The following is a 22,945-nucleotide window of genomic DNA, read 5'->3' as shown; positions in this document are numbered from 1 at the left end:
TACATAGCGATGAAACCCCTTCCTCCCCTTCCCGAGGGAAGGAATCGCACAGGGCCCGGGCTTTTTGCCAGGGTGACACCCTTAGTATGTTGTTAGCGCTACCGGAGCATTTCCCCAGGTATCATTATAATAAACCGAATTAAACACCTGTACATTTTGCGCTTTTTGGGTGCCAATCACCTTAGGGTTATCCTGCGCACGTACCGTTTTTATATTGCTGATGCTGGCACCGATCACATCATCAAAAAACAGGGCATACCGGCTGTCGCGTTTTTCGTAATTGAATGTGCAATTATTGACCGAGATCCCTTTCACATGCCTGGCCCAAAGTCCGTAGGAGGGCTGGATCTTCAGATCGGCCACATTATATTGCCCTACGCCCAATTCAGCCGGAGCGCTAGCAGTGTCCGTTAGCGGGTTGCCTCCTTTTACCAGGAAATGGACATCGTCAAAAACTACATTTTTAATATAGCCTGTATGCAGGCCATTGGGCAGTTTAAAATCCAGGCCGCCGGTAACATCGGCATTATCGGGCAGCTTATACCCCGCAATAATGGGCGAGGCTTTGCGCTGGGTGCCATCGTATGGTTTCTTTTTACCGCCATATGAACTGCCGCCATAAACCTCATACACATCCAGGCCTTTGAGGTTAATGTTTTCCACCTGGCCAATGTTTACATTTTTAATCAGTAGCTCGTCGTGCTTTTTACCATTTTCTGTAAATACATACCTGCCGGCCTCGGCGCCGATAACACGCCCGCGGTTGGAGATGGATATAAAAAACGGTGTGGTGGCCCGGTACATTTTAGAGCGCTCCCGAATGGGACCTGTGCGACCACTGTTCAGGTAAACATCTTTTACATGGGCCCCATCATTGGTAGATATGGAGAACCCGGCCTTGTTGGCGCCCAGTACATAAATATTATCCACATAAACCTGCGTAATATCATCAACCGTTTCAGAACCTATCTGGATGAGGTTACAATTGGTATCGCCAATAATATTGCGCACCAGGTAATTGCTGGCCGGCCGTGTAAAGCCCAACGAACAGTCGGAGCCGGGTTTTACCACATCATCGGAGCTCACCCGGGAGAATATATTGGTGACGGTTACATTGTTACACTCCATAAAATCATACACGTCGCGCACATTGGTTTGGTTGTTTTTGCAGATGTAGGTATCGTGAATGTTGATGCCATCGGTCCCCGTAGCCAGTAAAGCGAAATGCCCGGAGCGGTCGATCTGGAGCATATGGTCGCTATCGAAATTCTTTGTCCCATTACTGCCTATATAGTAAGGCTCGTCTTTGGTTTCATCATACCACAGATCTTCGGGGTGATAAATACCACCAATTTCAATATGGGTACAAAGTTTAAGCGAAAACATTTTATCGCAACGGTTGTCGGGTGCGTTTTTCATGACGCCATCGCCGTTAACCAGGTTGGCGTTGCCATTGATCTGGCCATTGCCTATAATTTTTACGTTGTCGAGCCGCTCGCCAAAAAACATGGCGTTTTTGAAATAATGGTGACCCACATCCTGCTTGGTCATGTAGTTTTCGGGATCGGCATAGGGGCCAGCATCGGTAGGAGAAAGGCCCGAGCGGTATTTACGGTCGCTAAACCAGGTTGATTCCGGGGCATCGCCCCCTTTCAGGGCTTTGATGATGGCGTCTTTTTCCAGGTACAGGTAAACATTGCTCAGGAGGTGAACGGTACGTACCATATAAGTACCCTGGGTAAATAACAGGGTGCCGCCGCCCAATTGATTGATATAGGCGATAGCTTTGTTGATATTTTCGGTATCGTCTGTACCGCTGCCTGTAACGCCAAAGGATTTGATGTCCATTTTACCCGAGTAAAATGAAACCGGGTTTGAATAGCCTTTTTGTGTGCCGCTCCCAATCTTTAATTTAAAGCTGTACAATTTATTGGGAGATAAGCCCTGAACCGAAGCGGTGGCTGCTTTGGGATCAATTTTGGCCATTGCTGCCGACCATGTTTTGCCCTTATCCGTAGATTGCATCAATTGTATACCCGAAGCATTTGCACCCTGCGCCCATTTAAAATTTGCTGTTGTATACATAGCCGGTGTTTCGCGGTAGCTCATGGCAGTGTCGGGAATCCGCACCAAATCAGAGATGGTATGGGTAGCGGTTAACACCACCGTTTCGGAACCCGTGCCGGGGCTTGTCAGTATCTCGGGCTTAGAAGTACTGTATACAGCCCTGAATGGATATTTTCCTGCTTTTTTGAGATTTACGCCGCTGATTGTGATCTTGAGATCGGCACCATTTGCAGGCCTCAGGTCGAGATGACGGAAGGTGATGACAGAACCGCTGCTCACCGATCCGGAAATAGCTACTTCCCCAACTTTGAAATAGGAATATTTTGTACCAACCCGCCCGATGGATTGTGTGGGCAGGCCGCTTAGTTTTACATCGCCCCGGCCAATAACATTTACGGTGGTATTGGCCATAGTAACATGAATACCCGCCGGGATATAAACCTTTACAGTAGCATCCGGGCTGCGTTGCCCTGCGGTAAAATACAATACCACATCGCGGCTGGCATTGGCGGTTATGGCTGTATGATCTAAACTTAGCTGGCCACTAAGCGCCATGGGTTTAATAGCAATATGATATGTTTTGGTGGATGCCCCTTTTGAGGTTACCACCAACTTATCTCCGGTCTGGATATCGCCATCAGTTTTTGCCTTGCCGTTCTGATCGGTAATGGTGTATTTCTGGACAGAGCCATCGGCAGAAGCCAGTTGCCAGGGCAGGTCACTTACGCTTACTTTGGTGGAGATAAGTCCCTGGTCTTCGGGCGTATCCACCGTGAACAGGTAGGTAGTACCGCTAATCAACACCAGGGAGTCGTTGGTTATCCGGGCGATGTTTTTGGCATTTTTGCCAAAGGTTATGCGGGTACCCACACGTTGTGTTTGACTATTGGCGACTATAGCCGGCATAGCGAAACACAAAAGAAGCGCAAATTTTATTACAGATAGCTTGGTCATATCGTTTATATCAGGTGGTCCCGGAAACCGGAGGCTGTTGGGGCGAAATCAGCCTATACAAATAAATAGGAATTTACGACACCCGGCTCATTAAATATTGCCTAACTATTCATCTATTTTAACAATTGCCCCGTTCCTGGCTATCCTTGATATCCCAATTAAACTCGTCATAAATAAATATAACATATATCGAAACTATAGGTGAGTTCATCGAAAAAATTAAGCGTTGGATTTTCTTTAAACTAAATTAGGAAGAAATGAGACTTTACAATAGAGTATCATCAAATAATACTATAACACCTACTATCTATGAACAAACGACTAATCAGGTTGCTCACATTATTATTTATTGTACTATTTGAATTTACTGCTCTAACGCTGAAGGCCCAGGGTAGCTTAACGCTCACCGGCTCCGTTGTTGATAATTCAAATAATACCCCGGTTGAGTTGGCAACCGTAAAACTGATTAGTTCTGAAGATCCCAATAATATAAAATCACTCCAAACAGATTCGGCAGGTAAATTTACCATCAAGGGGCTTAAAAAAGGGACCTATAGCATTAATATATCTTACCTGGGCTATAAAATACTGGATAAAGCGGGCATCGAGATCACCGGTGCCACATCTGTGCATAATATAGGGGTATTAAGGCTTATACCCAATTTAAATCAGCTTGGCGAAGTACAGGTGAAGGCCGAAAGACAGCTGGTTTCTAATAAACCCGGAAAAATGGAGATCAATGCCCAAAGCAAGATCTTCGCATCGTCAAATACGGCGTTTGATGTTTTGCAAAAAGCGCCGGGCGTGGCTTTGCTCAACGGTTCATTTAAAATAAACGGGAATGTGGAACCCGATATTTTACTCAATGGCCGCAGAACACCCTTAAGCCTGGAGGAGCTAAAATCTATCCCTTATGATAACATTGAAAAAATTGAGATCATCAGCAATCCAAACTCATCATATGAGGGCGACAGAAAAGCGATCATCAACATTGTGCTGAAAAACAAAGTGAAAGAAACCGGCTATAATACTTCGCTGTACACAGAATATGCCCGGAACAAGTACAACCAGTTTAACTTTGGCGGCGACTTTAGCTTTAAGCAGAAAAAGTTCACCATTACCGCCTCAGCCGGCAGAATATGGACCCCTGCTTTTACAGATATCACCGGTAACCGTTATTATAACCAGGATGGGCAGGATTATTTGCTCAATACCAAATCGTTCATTAAAAATAAACCCACGCTGGTTTATTATAACGCCGGCCTGGAGTATTATATAGATACCGCTAATACCTTTGGCGTATATTACCGGGGCAACACCCTGAAAACAACCCAGGAGCCCAACAGCGTATCCAAAACATTTTTGGGCAGCACCGCGGATGACAACCAATTGGTTAGTCTCATCAATACCACCGGCTTAACCAAAACCGATGCAACAAACTCCACCTACACGGTTAATTATGAGCATGCTTTTAACAAAGGCACTAAGTTTAGTTTGGAATCAAACCTGGGCCGTTATGATCTTACTCAAAATCAAAATACCATCAGTTCAAATGTAAATACGCCCACTAACACTTCGGGGATCATCAATGATGCCAGATCAACCATTGATCTTTTTAACGTAAATACCGATTTCTCGACAGCCTTGTCAAAAGCGGTAACCCTGCAATTAGGTGGTAAGTTTAACAACAGTACAACCAAAGACGGTTTGGTAAGCGACTCGGTAAGGAATAATGCCGTAATTAATGCCGCCCGCCAAACCAATGATTTTAAGTACGATGAAAAGATTTACGCGTACTACTTTAATTTAGATTATGACTTTGGCTTTGCCACCTTAGAGGTGGGTACACGGGTAGAGGATACACGTTCAACAGGTACCGCGGCTATAGCATCGCAAAGCTTTACAAAAAATTATACCAATGTATTGCCAGGCGCCCAGTTGTATAAAAAATGGGGTTCGGGACAAACGCTTACCCTTTCGTACGCCAAAAAAATAAGCAGACCCAGCTATCGCGACCTGAACCCTTTTGTGTTTATTATTGACCCCTATACTTATGTAAGCGGTAATCCTTTTTTAAATCCAAGTACTTACAATAACTTTAAAGTAGAGTACTCCATTCATTCCGTTAATATGTCATTGAGTTACAGGACCCAAAAGAACATCATTACCCAACTGCCGGTTTTAAATTCCGAAACCAACATTTTAACCTACTCGCCACTTAACCTGGATAAAAAGAGGAATATTTCTTTCGATCTGAATTTTCCTTTAAAAGTGGCCAGCTGGTGGACGCTGGAAAACTCCAGCACCGTGCTGCATGATCATTATGAATCGCAACTGTCTGGCGGGTCATTTACACGGAATAAAATAAACTTTACCAATAACTTTGTAAGTACCTTTACTATTAGTCCGGGTTTTTATTTTAACACGGCCTTCTTCTATACTTCGCCATCGGTGTTTAACTTTTACCAGGTTAATGCCCTCAGTTCGCTGGATCTGGGTTTGAAAAAGGAATTCCTGAAAAAGAAACTGACCATCGATGTGAATTATTATGACATCTATCGTGGTCGAAAGGATGTTTTAACGGTTAACTATTTAAACCTGCATAACTCCTTATCGCAATTTACCAATACGCGCTACTTTAATTTTAGAGTCACGTATTCGTTCGGTAACCAGTCCATCAACGGTAACCTGAAAAACGAACCAAAAGCTACTGAAGAAGGCGACCGGGTTAAGAATGGTTTGAATCAATAATTTCCTTAATGACCCGCGCCGGATTTCCTCCGACGAGCGTATTAGGGGGAACGTCCAGGGTAACTACGGCGCCGGCGGCCACAACCGAGTTTTCGCCTACCGTTACTCCGCCGATAATCGTTGCGCCTGCGGCGATCCAAACGTTTCGCTCAATCACGATGGGCTTTCCAATGGTGACCTTGCGGCGTTGCGATGGTTCAAGTGGATGCCCAGTGGTGATGATGCTTACGTTGGGTCCAATCATTACATCGTCTCCGATACAGAGGCCGCCAAGGTCATAAAAGGTACAGTTCTGATTGATGAAGACATTATGCCCCATGCGGATTTCGTCGCCACCGGCAGTATAAAATGGCGGGATGAGTAGAAAACTATCGTCCACCTTTTTACCAATAAGTTCGCTGAACAAGGCCCTGATCTCGTCCGCATCGTTGAACGTCAATCGGTTAAGTTTGGTGGTGATCGCCATCGCCCGTTTAACGTTTGCCGACATCGCTGCCGATTCCGGCGTCCTGTTGTAAATTATCCTGGTACTGTCCTTATCCGGCATGAATTGTTAATTTGATACCCAAAGATAAAAGCTTGCATAAGATTTCTTAAACAGAAGCGCCCCTGGTATAATTACCAGGGGCGCTTTTATAAAATAGGTTTTGATTGGGGTTTGAGAAGGATTTAGTTAAACAGCAATTGTTTCACAGCATCTTTATAATTTACCCCGATAGGTAAAGAATTATTTAAGCTGGTTTCGATGGTGTTGCCTTTAACACAAATGATAAATGACTTATTTATAATAAAAGACCTGTTTACCCTAATAAAGCTGCTGTTGCCCAGGAGTTCTTCGGTTTTGGTCATGGTTAAGTTTACTACGTAGTTCATTTTAGCTAAATGAATTTTCACATAATCCCTTAGCCCTTCAACGTACACAATTTCGGAAGTATTCAGGTTCATCATTTTCTTATCTACCTTAACCCATATAAACCGTTCTTCCTTCGAGAGGCTCTTCGTGGCTGTACTTGTGTTCAGGTCCTCCAGCATGTTGTTACGCTTAGGCATCAATTCTTTGACACTTATATCGCTGTTTAAATTATAATGCCTTTGTTTAACCTTGCATATAGCTTTAATGAAGCGTTGGTAATCAAAGGGCTTCAGCAAAAAGTCGGTTACATCAAGTTCAAAGCCGTTAAAAGCATATTGCTGATGGGAAGAGGTAAGGATGATCTGTGGTTTTTGCGATGTTAGCCCGCTGATGAGTTCCAACCCTGACATCATTGGCAGATTTACATCCACTATAATGATATCCGGTTTTTTTATATAGATCAGATCCAATGCATCGATGGCTGTCCGGCAAACCGTTAACAGATTCAGGAACGGAATACGGGAAATATATTGTTTTAATGTAGACGCGTCGGCCTGGTCATTTTCAACAATAATAACAGATAGTTGACAAGGGTTATTCATAATGCAGGTATTATGATATCAAATAATTAATAATTTGCTAAAATCAACGGTTTATATTTATTGAAATAAAACTTTTAGCTTTATCTTATTTTTCCTTAAATACGTTAATTGTTATTATTTATGGGGATATTAAACCATAAATTATAATTTGAGTTTATGATTGATATATTTGTTATGACCGCAGTAATAACAGGTTACCTGTAAATTATTTTTTTTAATAGTTACTGTTAGTTTTTATTAATAAAAAAAATATTTATCTTAACGTGTTAAAAACGGCCACTATTTAAATATCCCTTAATTAACCTAATAATATATAAAGTATATGTAAAAGCAATGAATGACCGATATCAGGCAGATTGTTTTATCAATCATTAACCTGTTTAGGTTTTCATTGATCGTTGTATTATTAGTTAAGTATGAGTTAATCATATATCGTTCTTTTCCTTTTATTTTAAGCGGTTCAACAAATCATCAGTCGGTAATAGTTTAAGAAAAGGTTACATTCTTAACTTATTGGGTCCCCCTCTGAAGCTAATAGTTTGAAAAGAGGTTACCAGCGACGTTGATGATGTTGTTGTTGTATCAGTAGGGAATAGATGTAGGGCCCTGTGATCTGGTTGAAATTTGAAAACTGTTTCAATTTCAAACATAGCTTTTAAGGTTTGGGACTTTTTCATAGGTTCTTTTTTTATTTAATTTAGAGTATACTATAAATAATATGAAATTTATTGTGCAAACAGTTTTAAATGGATGGTAAACAAGTTTAAACGCATGGTGAATAATACCCATGGTATTCATGTTTTCTGGCACTTAATTTTTTGGAGCTCATTTATTGTATATGAGCTTTCTGTGTTATTAATATTATCATCGGGAGATCTCTCTTTGATGGATCAGATAGTGCACTACCCCCTTAACATCACGCTGTTTTATTATAATGCGATGGTATTGCTCAGAAATTTTTCTGAAAAGAAACATAATTGGTTCGTATCATTTTTGATCTTGCTTCCTTTAGAGATAACTATCTATTTAGTACTTAATTATGGGCTGAATTATATGCTGGAAAGCTGGTTCCATATAAAGGTTTTAAGATCAATTCGTGTTCCTTATTTCTTTTTTGTGGCCAGTGTATGGCGTGCCATATATTTTATCGGTCTGAGCACCTGTTACTGGTTTGCTTTATACAGTGTGTATAATAAAAGGAAAATACTTCAGCTTGAAAATGAGCGGATGAAATCTGAAAGCAGGAAGATATTGCTTGAAAAAGATCTGCTGGCTACGCATAACAGCTTGCTCAGGGCTCAAATTAACCCGCACCTGTTATTTAATACATTAAATTATATTTATAATACGGTATACAAAAGCTCAGAAGAAGCGGCAGAGGTTATTATGCTTTTATCAGAGATCACCCATTATTCATTTAAATCAACCGGGAGTAATGAAACCGTTAGTTTAAAAGATGAAGTGGTGGCGATAGAAAACCTGATCAAACTAAATCAAATAAGGTTTAATAATAAGCTTTGTATTGAGTTAATATTAAAGGGGGATTTTGAGGGTATTAAAATAATTCCGCTGGTGCTGTTAACTTTTGTTGAAAATATATTTAAATATGCTAATTTATCAGATGGTGATTTTCCGGTACAAATTTATGTAGGATTAGACAACGGTAGCCTAAGCTTTTATACCATCAATAAAATAGGAAAAACTCATTCCATGCCACATAATAATAACAAATTAGGCCTGATGAACGTAAAGAACCGGCTGGAGAACCAGTATAAACGTCAATATGATTTAACTATCAATAACAGAGATGGCATATTTTCAATAGATTTAAATATAAATTTACATGAACACAATAAAGTGCTTTATAATTGATGATGAATCACATGCAATTGATTTACTCAAAGATTATATAGCTAATACACCTGACCTTACACTTTTAGGAACTTCTAATAACCCCATGGAGGGTTTGGCCGCTGTGCGGAAGGAGAGGCCTGATATCCTTTTTCTGGATATAGATATGCCCATGCTGAATGGCCTGGAACTATCAAGCCTGCTTGACCCTCAAATTAAAATCATATTTGTTACCGGGCACGCTAACCATGCCGTGGAGGCTTTTGAAAAAAACGCGCTCGACTTTTTACTTAAACCCATTTCATACCCCCGGTTTTTAACCTGTATTAAAAAAGTAATGGGGAGTATGGAGGAGAAAGATAGCTCAAAAACAGGTGAGCATGAACAAGGCTTTTTTTATATAAAAAGTGATTTTGGCAAAATAGTAAAGATAGACCATGAAAGTATTATTTACATAGAAGCCAGCAATAATTTTATTACCATATACTTAAACGATACCGACTACAAAGCCTATATAACCCTAAAGGATATAGAGTTACATCTGCCCGAAAGCAGTTTTAGCCGGATCCATAAATCATTTATTGTAAATACCAATAAGATTAAATTTATAAATGGTAACCAGATCTTTTTAGCCAACAAAAAGGTACTTCAATTAGGCGCAACTTACCGGGACCTGTTTTTTAAGAAATTAGATCTGAATATTTTGAAAAAGCGATAACGTCATCTTTTCCTAAAGCCGGGCTTTTACCGATAGTTTGTATTTTAATATACAGTAGTAAACGATATACTCCTGCTCCCGCTGGTTTTCAGTAAATAGACGGTTAAAGTGCATGTGGATCAGATCGGCAAGCAATGCAACCCTTCGCTCTGTGCTGAATTGGAGGGATACTTTAGCTACCTGGCCTGCCTGATGCAAAAAATCCTGATGGTATTTACTCAATTTCAACGTTTTAAAGTAATGATGATCATGGAGCAAGGATTGGATTTCGGTTTTTAATTCCCTGTATTTCAAATCCAGATCAATCTTTAAAGCTTTGTTACCCGAAAACTCCTGGTAAAAGCTATCCGACACTAATTGTAAAAATGATATCTGATCGGTAACAGATGGCATAAACAGAACCATTAACCTATCAATATCAATGATCGCGAGACTGTGGCTGGAGTAAACCATGCCCCGGGCTTTTATAAAATGAATGACCAGCTTACTACTCGCGCTAAAAAAATCTTCAACAAGCGGTATGATATCGGCCCCGTACCGCTCTATTTCCCTAATATAAGTGTCGGTTTGTAGTTGTTTGATCTGGTTGGTTTGCAGACTTATGGCTAATTGATCTTTTAATTTTATCATCACCCGGCCAATATCCGTTGGGTTTACTTTTAAACGGAGCCGAAGGTGATAGCCCGATTCCAGGTAGCGGATAAAAAACCAGGAGCTTATTTCCCTTTTTTCTAAAGCGATCATGAGTGGTAAAATCTGATCAGATAATAAATGATCGGCTACCTGGGGACTGCAATAAATTTTAAAATAAAGCCAATCGCTTCCGGGTACAAATTCCCTTTTGATTTTTTTACTGAGTGCAGGCTGAGGGTTAAATAACTTAGCCGGGTAAACATTATCTGTTTGATACAGGAAGGTTATAAACTGGTTGATCATGGGTTTCCCCGCTATGGCTACTGTAGGCCGAACAGGCCTAGGTAAAAAATATTCCTGCAGTTTAACCTGTTCGGTACCTGCTATGCAGTTTAACAATACCAATACTTCTTCTTTTTGGGTAAGGTTAAAAACAAGTTGCTGGTCGGCCCTGGTTAAACAGATCAGATCGGGTAATTGAACACGCTGTTTTATTTCCTGCATTTTCTCTAAGCCCTCTTTTTCTGTAGCCTTGTTCAAATAATCGATATCGTTGGTAGTTAAGTACCATTTGGCAGCGCTCAGGATAACGTTGCCTATGCTTACTCTTGGGTAAAATTTTAAGTTGGGGAAATAGTATTCCAGATCAAAACTTAAAGTATGGTGGATGCCCTGGTACTGAAGGTCGCACAGGAACTTAAAGATACTTAAGTGATTATGTACATAATTATAGGCCGAACTTAGCCGGGGTTGCACAACTTTTTGCAGAGATACAGACTCCAGTACCAACGCGTCATTTACAACGGATATCACCAGGTCGGATAGCCTGATCTGGTGGGCTGCTGGTTGAACCGGGACGGAATTAATGGGGATCTCATATTGGTAAACCGGGTACCGCCGGTTGATATTATCGGTATGGGTATCGGAAAGTATGCCGATATCGGCGAAGATCACATCCGGGTTCGCCTGTTCTTCAATTTGGGCTATTTGTTTGCTTAAATGCAATACATCATCATTAAATAAAGTAAAACGGCCAATGATGGATGTGCCCGAACAGCCCCCTGCATTCTCCATAAAAATCTGGCCCTCAGTTTCCCGGAACATCACCATCATGGACGGCGGCAATGGGGTGCTCGTAGTATCGATCGCACTTAAGTGTGATGGGGTTAATTCGATAGGCTCAAAAGTGCCGCGGTTGGTGTTGTTTGTCCAAAGTTGAAGCAACACCTGGTGAACCATGGTCCATTCTATTGCGGTTGAGTTCTTAACGCTTTGGTTAAATTTAACCTGGCTCAGGAGCCCCTCTCTTGCTGAACCGGAAATATTGCCATAGGCTATGCCGGCATCCGGGTCAAGGGCCTGTAGTAAGGGCACTTTTTGCCTGTCGAACCGGGTCTTGAATTCGGTTATAAAATCTTTAAGCTGTTGCGGTAAAGCATAAGGCACTAAAACCTGTAAAGCGGCTATGGCCGCCGAAATTTGTTCCTGGTACTTTACGTTCAAACTCCCCGTCAGTTTTTTTCGCTGCAGGTTTGAGTAAAAATTCAGGTTGGTTTTTTTTGCGCTGCCAGTTGTTAGCTGTTTTATTTCATCATCAAGTTTCAATAACAACTCCTGTGCAAAAGGTTTTACCGTGGTTAATTTTTTATATAAGGCATTGAGTTGGAGCGAGAGATGATTATCCCTTGTATAAGGCGTGTTGATTAACCGGTACAAATAATCTTCGCCTATTAAATTTGGCCCAAGCTGTGTAGTTAAAATCTGACTGGAGAGCAACATGTTCAAAAATTCAACGGCTTCCTCGTTGCTGAATTTCCACCCGGTTTCTAAAATCGATAACAGCTGGGTTTCTGAAAGAGGGCCTTTTTTAAATAATCTGACAATATTATCTATGTACCTGTTTATTTTAATCGAGTCGAGCGTATAAGATGGCGCCGAAACCCCTTCCTCATAAGTGGTTTTTACGAACCTGTAGCTTTTGTTAAAACGATAGATAGTGGGGTTTAAAAATAATTGCCTGGGATATGGAACCTCATGGAGTAACTTTTTAGCAAGCAAGAGTGAAACCTCCTGGTCTAAAAGCAGTTGAACGCGGTCATGCGCTTTATCTTTCAATATAATTTCATCATCCGTACCCCAGCCAACAACTATCGACGATGCAAAGCAGCCAAAAGGTGTGGGCCTGAAACACATGCGGTTGATATATTTTTGGATACTGAGCAATTCCTTATCATTAAAGGAGCTGATATGGAAATGCTTATGGAGCAATACCTGGTATAGCACCGGATTGGACAGATAAATGGCATATTGAAATTGCGGATCATTGGCAATCTCCTGCACATTGGAGAGGGAGTAGTCCTCAAAACTAAATAGGGGGATCCGCAATATAAGGTCGCGGATAAAGTGATAATCGGCCATGGTCGGTTCAGGATTTAGAAGATACTAAGGTTTGGTTGAACCAGGTAACTATATCGGCTATTAATGGAGGAATATGATCAATGCTTGTCCCGGTATCGTTTTTCTCTTTAAATCCATGGTCGGCACCCTCGTAGATCTGGTGATGAAGGTTTTGCTTTTTGTTGAACAGGAATTCGCTGACGATCAGATCAAAACCTTCGGCATGTACCACCTTGTCTTTTGATCCCATGGCCATAAAAATGGGTATGTTGAGCTGTAAGAGATTTTTTAGCGCCGGCTCGGTAAATGTGGCCCAGCGCAGGTAAGTATGTCCCTGCCAAAACTTGCCGGTTGAGGCCGGGTTTTGCATAATTTCAGCGAATTGTTTGGTGAGCGTTTCAATCTCATTTTGCCCTTCCCGAAAGGATAACTCTCCCCGTTCTATCCGCTTGCGGATGTAAAGAAAATATTCAAAAAATTGTGATGCACCGTCGCCGCTTAAAAATACCAGGTGGCTGATAGCCTTATTGATAGTGGCCAGCTTAGCCGCAACGTCTGATCCTTCGGAATGCCCGCATACGATGATATGCTTACTGCTGATTAACTGGTTTGACAGGATATATTGTAATACCGCATCAACCTGAAAAACCCGGTAAGCCAGACTGGTTTTTTGATGATACTCCTCCGGAACCTCAGCCTCCTGATGACCGCTGAAAGTGAACCCCACCTTTGAAATGATGATGAAGTTGAAATTTTGAATGATCTGCGGGTTGGTATGCAATGAAAAAGTTAGCCTATGGTGGCCGTCGTTATTTTCAATACATAAAGGTACCGCGCCCGAGCCCTGCAGGAAAATAAAAGTGCTTTTTGCAGGAGAAAATCCAGGCGTATGAATATAAAACCGAATAGCTTCCTGTTCGTGTTTAATCTCATATTCTTTAAAGCTATACTCGTGCGGCGATACTGGCATATAGTATAATGTGGTTTAGGTTAACCGGATATTTATAACACCTATAAATATTATAAAATAAAATGATTTTGTTCTATTAAATTATTATCTTGAATATAATAGTTTACAACCTGCAGATCTGCTTATATCATATATACCTACTATTCATGACGATGTTAGAAGCTACTTTTGAGCAACAACTGAACCGCTATTTTACAAACTGTAAATGGACCCAGGTGGGCCGGGAGTTTCAACTGCAGGGGCCCGGACTAAGCTACCTTGGCCTGGATGCAAACCTGAGCGCTAATCTGTCCGGATTTTCAGCAAGTGAATTATCACTGACAGATGTGGCAGATTTTCATGAAGTTAAGGATGGCTATAACCTTTGTTTTGAAGATACCTGGTCGCTTTTATTTTGGTTAAGATATTTAAAAGCCAACCCTGGGATCAGAAAGATCAACATCATTCACCTGGATGATCATACCGATTTGATGCCACCTTTGTTATATAAAAAGCAGGACGAATATTTTCAGGTAACGGATGATAAAAAGGTGGATTTTGATGAACCGGAAAGTATTACTGATTTTATCAGGAAAGGAAGTATTAACCTGGGATCATTTATTGCTCCGCTTATTTTTTTCCTGGACAGGGTAAATATATTTCACCTGCGAAAAGAGCCTTCACTGAACGGGCCCACAAAACAGAATCTGGTTGAATCATACATTAATGATTTTCCATACCTGGATAAAGACCGCATTTCTATATCCGTCACCGATAAAAATGATGAACCTGCCAAAGGTTTTTATTACCGGGGTAATGATCTTAAATCATTGATTGGGGAAATTAACGGCGATCCCACTTTCCTGCATATCGACTTGGATTATTTTTTAAACCAATTCAACGGCAATTCCCGGAATGACAACCCCGGTAATATCATTACCCATGTTGAACTGGAAGAGGAGATCCGTTCTATCTGCGCGGCACTAAGCCGTATCCGGCCGCAAATTGTTGATGTTTCTATAGCTACATCTCCCGGGTTTTGCCCCTCGAGCCACTGGGAATTCCTGATCAGCAGTTTTATGGAACGGTTTAATCAGATTTAATGCTGGCAACTATGCTTCCATATGACCGGCCAATTGTTTGGCATCATAACGCAATTTACAGATGACGGATACATAATATCTTCGTAACAGGGCATATATCAATAACTCGTTCCTGTTTTGTTGGGTCAAAAAGAAACGGTTGAGCGCCATGTGAATAATGCTGTTGACTATTTGTGATGGGGTTTTACACTCGCCAGGATATTCTTTACAGGTTTGTGTCATGGCCGAAAGCGTAAGCTTGTTTTGTTCTGAGCGGGTTTTAAGTATTTCTTTAAATGCCCAATATGCCTCGTTTCCGCCCTTGATCATCGTTTCAATATTTTGTTTATGTGCCCGGTATAAAGTATCAAATGATACCTGGAGTTGTTTTGAACCACCCGTACGTTTAAAAAAGTCAGTCTCCATTTGATACAGCAATTCAATTCTGCCGGCAATATCCAAATCAAAATCATTTAGCAAGGTTTCCACATTGAGTATGCCGATGAGCCAGTTATCCGGTAGCGTAATGCCGCTTTTAAACAGCTGCATGGTGGCGTGGCTGTCATGATAAAATAATTGCTCGCAATATTCTATGGTTCTTGTACCATACCGGTCAACCTCCGGAGCGTACGTATCCGCTTCGATAGCCCAGATCTGGTGGTTTTCCATTTGATCTTTTAGCACGTTTTTCAGTTCAGCAATAACATTGGCATATTTAGCCATGGCATACGAAGCCATTTTTATTCTTAACCGCAGGTGATTATAAGGATCGTTATACCTGACAAAGAACCACTGCGAAATGATGCCTTCATCAGTCATAAGATTTAATAAAGGATAAAGTGTTTCGAGTGATCGCTGAAGCACCACCGGCCGGCCATAAGCTTTATAATATATCCATTCCTTTTGCTCCTGGAGGTGTTCATCCGGCCACTGAGTTATTACCTCGTTATCCGGTATGGTTAAAGAGGCTTCCGGTTTTCGCTTATCCAAAACCGGGATGATCATTTCATGATGAAAGCTATTGTCTTGATTTTTAAATAAAGTTGACGCCGGGTTTCCTATAAATTCAGTAATGATAATGCCTGCCGATGTTACCGCCTCCATGAAAACGGTGCAGGAAAATCGCGACCGGATATCGATCAGCATTTCTTTATCGTCATTGGCAATGGTAAATAGCTGTGGAAACTTAAATCTATGCTGTAACTCCTGCAGCGCGTCAACAGGCTCAGCAAATTGTTCAATTACAAAGCTCACATCCTGCTGGCTGATATGCCATTGCGCTTTGGAAAGTATCAGGTGTTTGTAGGTGATACGAGGAAGGAAAGGCTGGTTTGACAGATGACCCCAGTACCATGCAAATATCTGTTTAGGGTTTTGGTACTGCAGCTCACTCAAAAAACGATATACCACTGGTCCTTTATAAAAATTATGATTACAGGTTAATACCGGGATGATCCTTTTGTTTAACTTTTTGGAGTGTAAAATGATCTCCTGGTTTTTAACCGAGATGAGCAGATCTGTTAAATATATATTTTCTTCGGATTGGCCAAAGGCCCCGGATTGAACATCAATGGTAAACTGCCTGAGTATTGGCCGATAAATAGAGTTATCAATAACATCGTCAGGGATATAAACTATTTCGGCCAAAATAACATCGCTGTTTAATGCATCCTCCTGGTCTATAAAAGCGGATAGTTGATCGCGCAGACCGGGCAAACCATAACCCGATTTATTGACCAAGGCCAATGCCGATGGAGCCGATTGTTTTTTGATAAAGAAATGAAATGATCCCTGGTCGAGCTGATCTGGCGAGGAAGCAATAAGGTTACCCTGCAAATAAAAGTTTTTAACTGCTGCCGACTGGTGGCTTTTAAAATTGCTAATGTCATCAGCGGTAATTTCAACCTCTTTTTGTTTATTGGCAACAGCCTCTGCCAGCTTTTTGAGTTTTAGGTTTTTTAAAACATCGCTTCTATCGGCTGTTTGCTCCGGTATATTTAAAGCGGAAATATTGCCGTTAAATGTGCAACTTTCTGAATTGGAGGAGGGGTAAATAATCCCGCTTTGCTGATCGAGTGCTGTTAATAAGGGTATCTGGGCATCACCGTAATGATCTGTAAATTCCGTAATAAAATTGAGCAGGTCGTCATTTACATAAGCTGGCCCCAAGGCATTAAGTTCTTCAATTTCGGTTAACAGTGTGGCTGTTACCTTGTCGGGGATATTTAAACTTTGCGTATGATGCACAAACAGATCGGCCTGCAGATATTCCTTTGACCCTGCATCCGGGTCATAAGAATTGAACAGACCGGTAATATGTTCATGTACCTGGATCAAAGGCTTATCCGAGTGCAAATAGTTATGGATACCCTTAATAAATACGGCCAGTTGTTCACTATCAGGGTACCGGCTGATGAGATCGATCAGTTCAATAAAAGGCTCCTCAGATTTTAAGAATATGGCGAATAGTTGCTTTTGCAAATAGCCAAAGGTGTACTCATCTGTAACATCCGCCTCAAAACCCTGAAGCGGATAATAATTAAATATCAATGGGTATCGCGGTTTTACAGCCTCCACTTTTTCCTGATATTCATTCCTGACCAGGAAATCTGTAACCATTTTGATCAGTATTTTAACCGGTGTGCCTGCTAATCTTAGCTGCCTTAAATTTTGCTCCGGATCGATAGCCGAGCTTGTTGCATCCGGGGTAATAGTGCCTGCCGCATACCCCGCAAAAAGGCCGAAAGGCAGCGGACGGATACAGCATCTGACAAAATATTTATAAAGGGTTTTTAATAACTTCTCTTTTTTTTTAGGGTTTAGCTCCCCGCTTTCCAGTTTCAGGAGCTCGTGGTAAACAGTTGGCGAGGCCAGCAAAATGCCATCTCTGAAATTATGATGATTGAGCAGATCAATAAAAAACGTTTCTTCCTGGCCATTTGCTTCGGCAATGTGAAACTCATCCATTTTTTGTAGACTAAAAATGGGGAGCCTTAAGGAGAAAAAATCACATTGATAAGCAAAATCAGGGCTATCCATATAGTAAACCGTCTTCGGGTATCAGGTAGATGTCTAATAAGTTCAATTCTTTTAACCAAAAAAGAAAATCCTTCACATTGTCGATCTTAAATTCGTCTAAAACGGGCACGGCCACTTCGCTCACCAGCTCTTCTTTCCATGAGGTTTGGTTTTCAATAAAAGTATCGCCAGGCAGCATATATATAGATCCTTTTTTGTTCAGATACCGCTGATCAAAAAGCCCTGGATTACGCTCCAGGATAAAGGACCTGTTTTCCACAATCTCTTTACCAACGTAGCAGGTTAAATCGCCACCGAGGTTACTCAGAAAAGGGGCCGACATAATAGGCGATTTAGTTGCGTAAACCCATAGCCTTTTATGCGTTAACGAAAATCGTGGTTCAATAACCGACAGACCCTGAACCGGGGAGCTGTGAAAAACTTTAAAGCTCATGATCAATAAATTAATTTTTTACTACTTGTGCTCACTCGTACATACATACCACTTTACCCAGCCTGTTGGCGTCGTTAAATGACGTTTCTAAAAACTCACAGGCATTTTTATAAGACAGGCTGTGGTAATTGCTTAAACTCAGCTTATCATCAAGATAAAGATCAACCGCTTTGCCCAGATCTTTGGTTGTGCCCAGGCAGTTGCCGGTAAAGCTGATATTGTTCATGATAAAGTGAACAAGCAAATTTTCGGGTAGTTGCATGGTTTCGGTATCTATACCGGGCGTGTTGTATAAGGTGTTATTCTCAATTCCGCAGGTAACATATCTGCCGTTAAACTTAAGCAGGTAATACAGTTTTTTAAGGTATACATTACAAAACGGATCAATAATGGCGTCGATGTTATTATGCAGGATGTTTACTATGGATTGGTCGATTTCCTCGTCTTTTGATTTATTGTTGATGAGTATAGTGGCATTTTTGATATTTAGTTTTTCCAGCTGCTGTGCCTTTTCTGCAGACGAAGTAAGTACATAAACATGCTTATATTTAAAGCTGGGAAGCATTTTTAGCACAAACAGCGAAGTGTTGGACGAGCCGCCGGTAACCAACAGTGTCGATTGGCTGTTAAGCTTAGCCTTGCGCAGCATGCTCATACCGGTTTGCGCGCCGATAGAAAACCCTGCGGCCACCTCTAATGAAAAGGTAGCTGGAATTTTGTACAGCTTGCGGAAATGAAATACCTCTTTTTCTTTTGAGGTAGAGTTACTGGCCACTCCGGCGGTTAAGCCAGGTTTACGTTTTTTAAGGCGGCGTATTTCCTCATAGTTCCAGTTGGGTATCACGCGGTCGCCTTTTTGCAGGCCGGTAACCAGTTTGCCGGTTTGTTCCACCTCGCCCACAAACTCCGACCCAATGGGTAAATAAGCTGTTGTACAATTATCGCTGATAAAGTGCCGCGAGGCCTTCATAATAAAATTCAGGTCGCGATAGTTGAGCGAAAAGCCTTTTTTCCTGACCAGCACTTCGTGGTCGCCCAGTACAATGTTTTCCTTTTCCGGAAAGCAATCATCCAGAACAAAATTTACGCGTTCTCCAAAAAAGTTCACAGCAAATTTACTGGCCGGGTTAGCAACTTCAAATTCAGGATGTACTACCGCTAATTGTTTCATAGGTGGTGATGGTAATTAATAAACCTGGCTGTTTAGTACGGGCTTAGGACTGGTATTTTTAAACGCGCCCCGGTATGATAGGCTCACATCGTAATGTGTGGTGCCTTCGGTACAGCCTTCATGTATCATGTTTTCTGTTGGGGCGATATAAGCTTCATACGGTTGGATAGGGATCTTTACAACCGGATACTCGCTAAAATACCGCATAAAGTCGTTATACAGGTTCCATTGCGAGTACTCCTTTACCACCGTTTTTTTGGTTTTCATCCACTCTATCATGGTGTTGACAGGTTGGTTAATGAACAGCAGGTGCCTTACTTCGGAACCCAGGTTTATACACATCCTGCGACCGGCGTGTTCGGTTTGGCCTATATCAAAGCCATCGAAATTATCGATATGTAAACCACCAAGCGCGTTAAATTTGAGGTATACGGTCACCGTTTCCAGGTTAGGCTGATTAAACGCGAATGAGGGTGGCGGCACAGGCTGACCTTCGATCAACAATGTTTTGAGGTAAGTATTAAGACCAATGATGCTTTGATCCAGCTTTTCGCCGTAAAGCGCTTTGTAATGTTTAAATTTGAACTTGCTGTTGATGTTTTGAAACTTATATTCTTTCAGTTCTTCAATCACATGATCGGGCAGTTTAACAATATTGATCACGCTGTTCAGGTCCGGTTCATCTTCCCCATCCTGGCCAAGCAATATTTCCCGCTCGGTTTCATTGGCACTTCTCCAGGGTTTTAATGGTTTAAAAGCATTATCCCGGTATTGTATCCCGTTTGACGCTGTACCCTTTGCTATCATTGTTCCTTCGCTAAGCCAAATTTTAGACTCCCAGTCTAAATGTGGATAAATTTTGATGCCATCTTGTATGATCATGATTTCAAATATTTTCTGGGTCAAATATTAATTTGTTACTAAGTCCTTGGGCTGCCTGTCGTTAAATATTTCCAGGTAGTCAAATTTTTTGATCTGGATCTCCTCCTCCATGTCAACAGACAGGCTATCCACTATCCTGTTTTGGATATGTGTGATCAACCTGGTCAGGTCCATACAATACACCGAAGTATTATTGAATGAATTTTCGGTGCTGTACCGGTGCGGCAAATAACCGGAGCCGCATATATTCCGTATTTTACATGATGAGCATTCCCTGCACAGGCTATTATGGCTTTTGAAATAGAGGCTGGCCAGGTCGGTATTCAGGCCCTCGTCAATTTCGTGGTTATGCACATTGGTATTGGCTTTGGTAAAAGAGGGGCCACAAATTTTTAACGAGTCGCCGGCTTCGTATGATCCGTCTGTTTCAATAACCATTAACTGGTTATCGCCTTCGCCCAGGTCATCTGCAGAAACTTTATGGCCCAGGATCATTTGAACAATCTGGCTGAACTTACGGATTCGTGGTCTTTTATTTTGATTGGAGTCATTATACCACTCATCAAACAAGGCAATAAGCCAATCGCCGTAAGCTGTAGGCGACCCATAAAACCGGGTGCCTGGCGAAGGTGCCGGGGGCAGTTTATCCCAGTTAGAATCGGGCAATAATATATCAAACGACTCGATGCCGATGGATTTATGATGATAGTACAGCTCTTTAGGGTCGGCATCTACGTTGATCACCGTTAATACCGCAGGTGCTCTTTTACTGAATTCAGAATCGCGGGCCAGCTGGTATTTTTCGATCACGCGGTCATATGATCCTTTGCCTTTATGATCAATGCGGTACCTGTCGTTAGTTTCTTTATCACCATCTAAACTAATACCCAGTTTAATATCAAGTTCTTCAAACAGCTGCATCCATTCTTGATCAATGAGCAAAGCATTGGTTTGCACTACGTAAACGATCTTTACATGATCGGCAATGTTTTCCCGGAAGATATCCAGGAAACGGCGGAAAAAAGCTTTGCCGGCCAGTAAGGGTTCGCCACCATGTAAAATGATCGAAATGGCCTGCATTTCGTGCTTTTTTGAAAATGAGTCGATCCGCAGGGCAAGCTTTTGGATGGTAAGGTCGCTCATTTTTTTAGGCTGCATCAAATAGCTGTCGTCGCCCATATTGTACATATAGCAATACGTACAGTTGAGGTTACATCTGCTGGCTATTTTTACAACAAAAGAAAATGATTTAGCTTGCATAGCTTTGAGCGTATATTTCGTTGATGATTTCGGTATAGTTCAGCTTTTCAAGCGGATACAGATCCAGGATCTCTCTCGGAAGATTGTCTACCACCGTCGACTGGATCTCTGAGATCAGTTTGACCAGGTCTTTGCAGTAGATAGACGGATTATCAAAGCCGTTTACCTTGCTGTAACGATGCGGCATATAACCACCGCCGCACATTTCCACAATAGGGCACCTTTTGCAGGTTTCGCTCAGGTACTGGCCATTGTGTACATAAGTGGCCACCAATTCTTTATCCAGGGCATCATCCAAAGCGTTGGTTTTAATATTCAGGTTTTGTTTGGTGATGCCATTTCCGCAGCTTTTCAATACATCTGATGGCTCAATACCACCGTCTGTTTCTATTACCAGTAGGCCATTATCTTTATTGCCTATGGAATCTAAAGATGCCGATGCGCCCAAAACCTGCTTTATCAGCATATCAAACAGCCTGATGTGAGGCCTTGCCTGCGATTTATCATTAAACCAAAGATGGAACATGATCAGCATCCAATCGGCATAGGGTGTAAGTGATTTGGAAAAGGGACCTTTTGCCGGCACGTAAGGCGCCACCTGGTAGTTGGCTAAAGGGAATAACAGGTCAAATGATTCCACATTAACTACGTTGGAATAATGATAGTATAATGCCACCGGATCGCAGTTAAGGTTCATTACGTTAAGTAAACCCACCCTGATCTTGCCGGTCACCGGATGCTTGTTATCTTCTAATTTATTGATACCTGCTACAACCCGTTGGTAGGTGCCTTTGCCTTTATGGTCAACCCGGAACGCATCATTGATCTCTTCGGTACCATCCAAACTAACGCCTATCTGTATCTTCAGTTCATTAAATAATTTGCCTATGCTGCGGGTAAGTAAAACCCCGTTGGTTTGTATAAAGTAATTAGCGGTGAGGCCGTGTTTTTCAAACAGGGTATTTGTTTTATTAACAAAGTTTATAAAGAAGGCCTTGCCGGCCAGTAAGGGCTCGCCACCGTGAAAACCAAATGCAAAAGCGGTTAAGTGATGCTTTTCACAGTGTTCAATAACCCGGGTAAGCATAGTATCAATTACCGCTTCGCTCATGAACTTTGGTTGTTGTAAATAAGTTTTATCGCCCAAATTATACATGTAGCAATAGGTACAGTTCAGGTTGCACCGGCTGGCTATTTTCAGAACCAAAAAATCAACCTTGCTTGTTGGGTTTGATGGGTTTGGTGAGTGGTGATGCACTACCTCTAAGGTTTCGGGTTTTTCTGCTATCTGGGTTTGCATAAT

The 22,945-nt window shown here is 41.6% G+C and carries 15 protein-coding genes; 4 read left to right on the top strand and 11 right to left on the bottom strand.

What is annotated here, in order from left to right; all coding sequences use genetic code 11:
* Window positions 1-81: 81 nt before the first annotated feature.
* On the bottom strand, window positions 82-3,021 hold the full coding sequence (locus tag AC57BQ_RS19650; RefSeq protein ID WP_496407880.1) for an endopygalactorunase: 2,940 nt from the start codon (window positions 3,019-3,021) through the stop codon (window positions 82-84).
* Window positions 3,022-3,330: 309 nt separating this feature from the next.
* Between AC57BQ_RS19650 and AC57BQ_RS19645 the strand changes: the two genes are divergently transcribed.
* A complete protein-coding gene (locus AC57BQ_RS19645) occupies window positions 3,331-5,772 on the top strand; it encodes a TonB-dependent receptor domain-containing protein (RefSeq protein ID WP_496407879.1) in 2,442 nt (813 codons plus the stop codon).
* On the opposite strand, the gene AC57BQ_RS19640 is transcribed toward AC57BQ_RS19645, so the two are convergent.
* Complete coding sequence (locus AC57BQ_RS19640) at window positions 5,750-6,319, bottom strand: sugar O-acetyltransferase (protein WP_496407878.1); 570 nt, start codon at window positions 6,317-6,319, stop codon at window positions 5,750-5,752. The genes AC57BQ_RS19645 and AC57BQ_RS19640 overlap by 23 nt on opposite strands.
* Before the next feature lie 122 nt (window positions 6,320-6,441).
* A complete protein-coding gene (locus AC57BQ_RS19635; protein ID WP_496407877.1) occupies window positions 6,442-7,227 on the bottom strand; it encodes a LytR/AlgR family response regulator transcription factor in 786 nt (261 codons plus the stop codon).
* A 750-nt stretch (window positions 7,228-7,977) separates the two neighbouring features.
* Between AC57BQ_RS19635 and AC57BQ_RS19630 the strand changes: the two genes are divergently transcribed.
* Window positions 7,978-9,099, top strand: coding sequence for a sensor histidine kinase (locus AC57BQ_RS19630; protein ID WP_496407876.1), 1,122 nt, complete (start codon window positions 7,978-7,980; stop codon window positions 9,097-9,099).
* Window positions 9,071-9,796, top strand: a complete 726-nt coding sequence (locus tag AC57BQ_RS19625) for a LytR/AlgR family response regulator transcription factor (RefSeq protein WP_496407875.1) — start codon at window positions 9,071-9,073, stop codon at window positions 9,794-9,796. Before AC57BQ_RS19630 ends, AC57BQ_RS19625 begins: the two co-directional genes overlap by 29 nt.
* Window positions 9,797-9,808: 12 nt before the next feature.
* Here the strand turns inward: AC57BQ_RS19625 and AC57BQ_RS19620 are convergent, their stop codons facing one another.
* Window positions 9,809-12,847 (bottom strand): lantibiotic dehydratase, encoded by a 3,039-nt coding sequence (locus tag AC57BQ_RS19620; protein WP_496407874.1) that lies wholly within the window; start codon window positions 12,845-12,847, stop codon window positions 9,809-9,811.
* Window positions 12,848-12,854: 7 nt separating this feature from the next.
* Complete coding sequence (locus AC57BQ_RS19615) at window positions 12,855-13,796, bottom strand: dienelactone hydrolase family protein (protein WP_496407873.1); 942 nt, start codon at window positions 13,794-13,796, stop codon at window positions 12,855-12,857.
* A 146-nt stretch (window positions 13,797-13,942) separates the two neighbouring features.
* Between AC57BQ_RS19615 and AC57BQ_RS19610 the strand changes: the two genes are divergently transcribed.
* Window positions 13,943-14,878, top strand: a complete 936-nt coding sequence (locus AC57BQ_RS19610) for a hypothetical protein (RefSeq protein ID WP_496407872.1) — start codon at window positions 13,943-13,945, stop codon at window positions 14,876-14,878.
* Window positions 14,879-14,887: 9 nt separating this feature from the next.
* Here AC57BQ_RS19610 and AC57BQ_RS19605 read toward each other — a convergent pair whose 3' ends face one another.
* From AC57BQ_RS19605 to AC57BQ_RS19580, 6 genes are all read right to left on the bottom strand, one after another.
* A complete protein-coding gene (locus AC57BQ_RS19605) occupies window positions 14,888-17,824 on the bottom strand; it encodes a lantibiotic dehydratase (protein ID WP_496407871.1) in 2,937 nt (978 codons plus the stop codon).
* A gap of 64 nt (window positions 17,825-17,888) precedes the next feature.
* Window positions 17,889-18,329, bottom strand: coding sequence for a hypothetical protein (locus AC57BQ_RS19600; protein ID WP_090472584.1), 441 nt, complete (start codon window positions 18,327-18,329; stop codon window positions 17,889-17,891).
* Between the two features lie 31 nt (window positions 18,330-18,360).
* Window positions 18,361-19,500: an MDR/zinc-dependent alcohol dehydrogenase-like family protein gene (locus AC57BQ_RS19595; RefSeq protein ID WP_496407870.1), complete on the bottom strand. Its 1,140-nt coding sequence runs from the start codon at window positions 19,498-19,500 to the stop codon at window positions 18,361-18,363.
* Between the two features lie 15 nt (window positions 19,501-19,515).
* Window positions 19,516-20,382 (bottom strand): hypothetical protein, encoded by an 867-nt coding sequence (locus AC57BQ_RS19590; protein ID WP_496407869.1) that lies wholly within the window; start codon window positions 20,380-20,382, stop codon window positions 19,516-19,518.
* 27 nt (window positions 20,383-20,409) lie between these two features.
* Window positions 20,410-21,642, bottom strand: a complete 1,233-nt coding sequence (locus tag AC57BQ_RS19585; protein WP_496407868.1) for a radical SAM protein — start codon at window positions 21,640-21,642, stop codon at window positions 20,410-20,412.
* Window positions 21,632-22,942 carry a radical SAM protein gene (locus tag AC57BQ_RS19580; RefSeq protein WP_496407867.1) on the bottom strand — a complete coding sequence of 437 codons (1,311 nt, stop codon included), beginning with the start codon at window positions 22,940-22,942 and terminating at the stop codon, window positions 21,632-21,634. Before AC57BQ_RS19580 ends, AC57BQ_RS19585 begins: the two co-directional genes overlap by 11 nt.
* Between the last annotated feature and the right edge of the window lie 3 nt (window positions 22,943-22,945).

Source organism: Mucilaginibacter sp. BGA-UO-ETr-C110, assembly GCF_059567985.1.
Note: the sequence above shows the minus strand (reverse complement) of the source record. Positions and strands in the feature narration are given on the sequence as shown.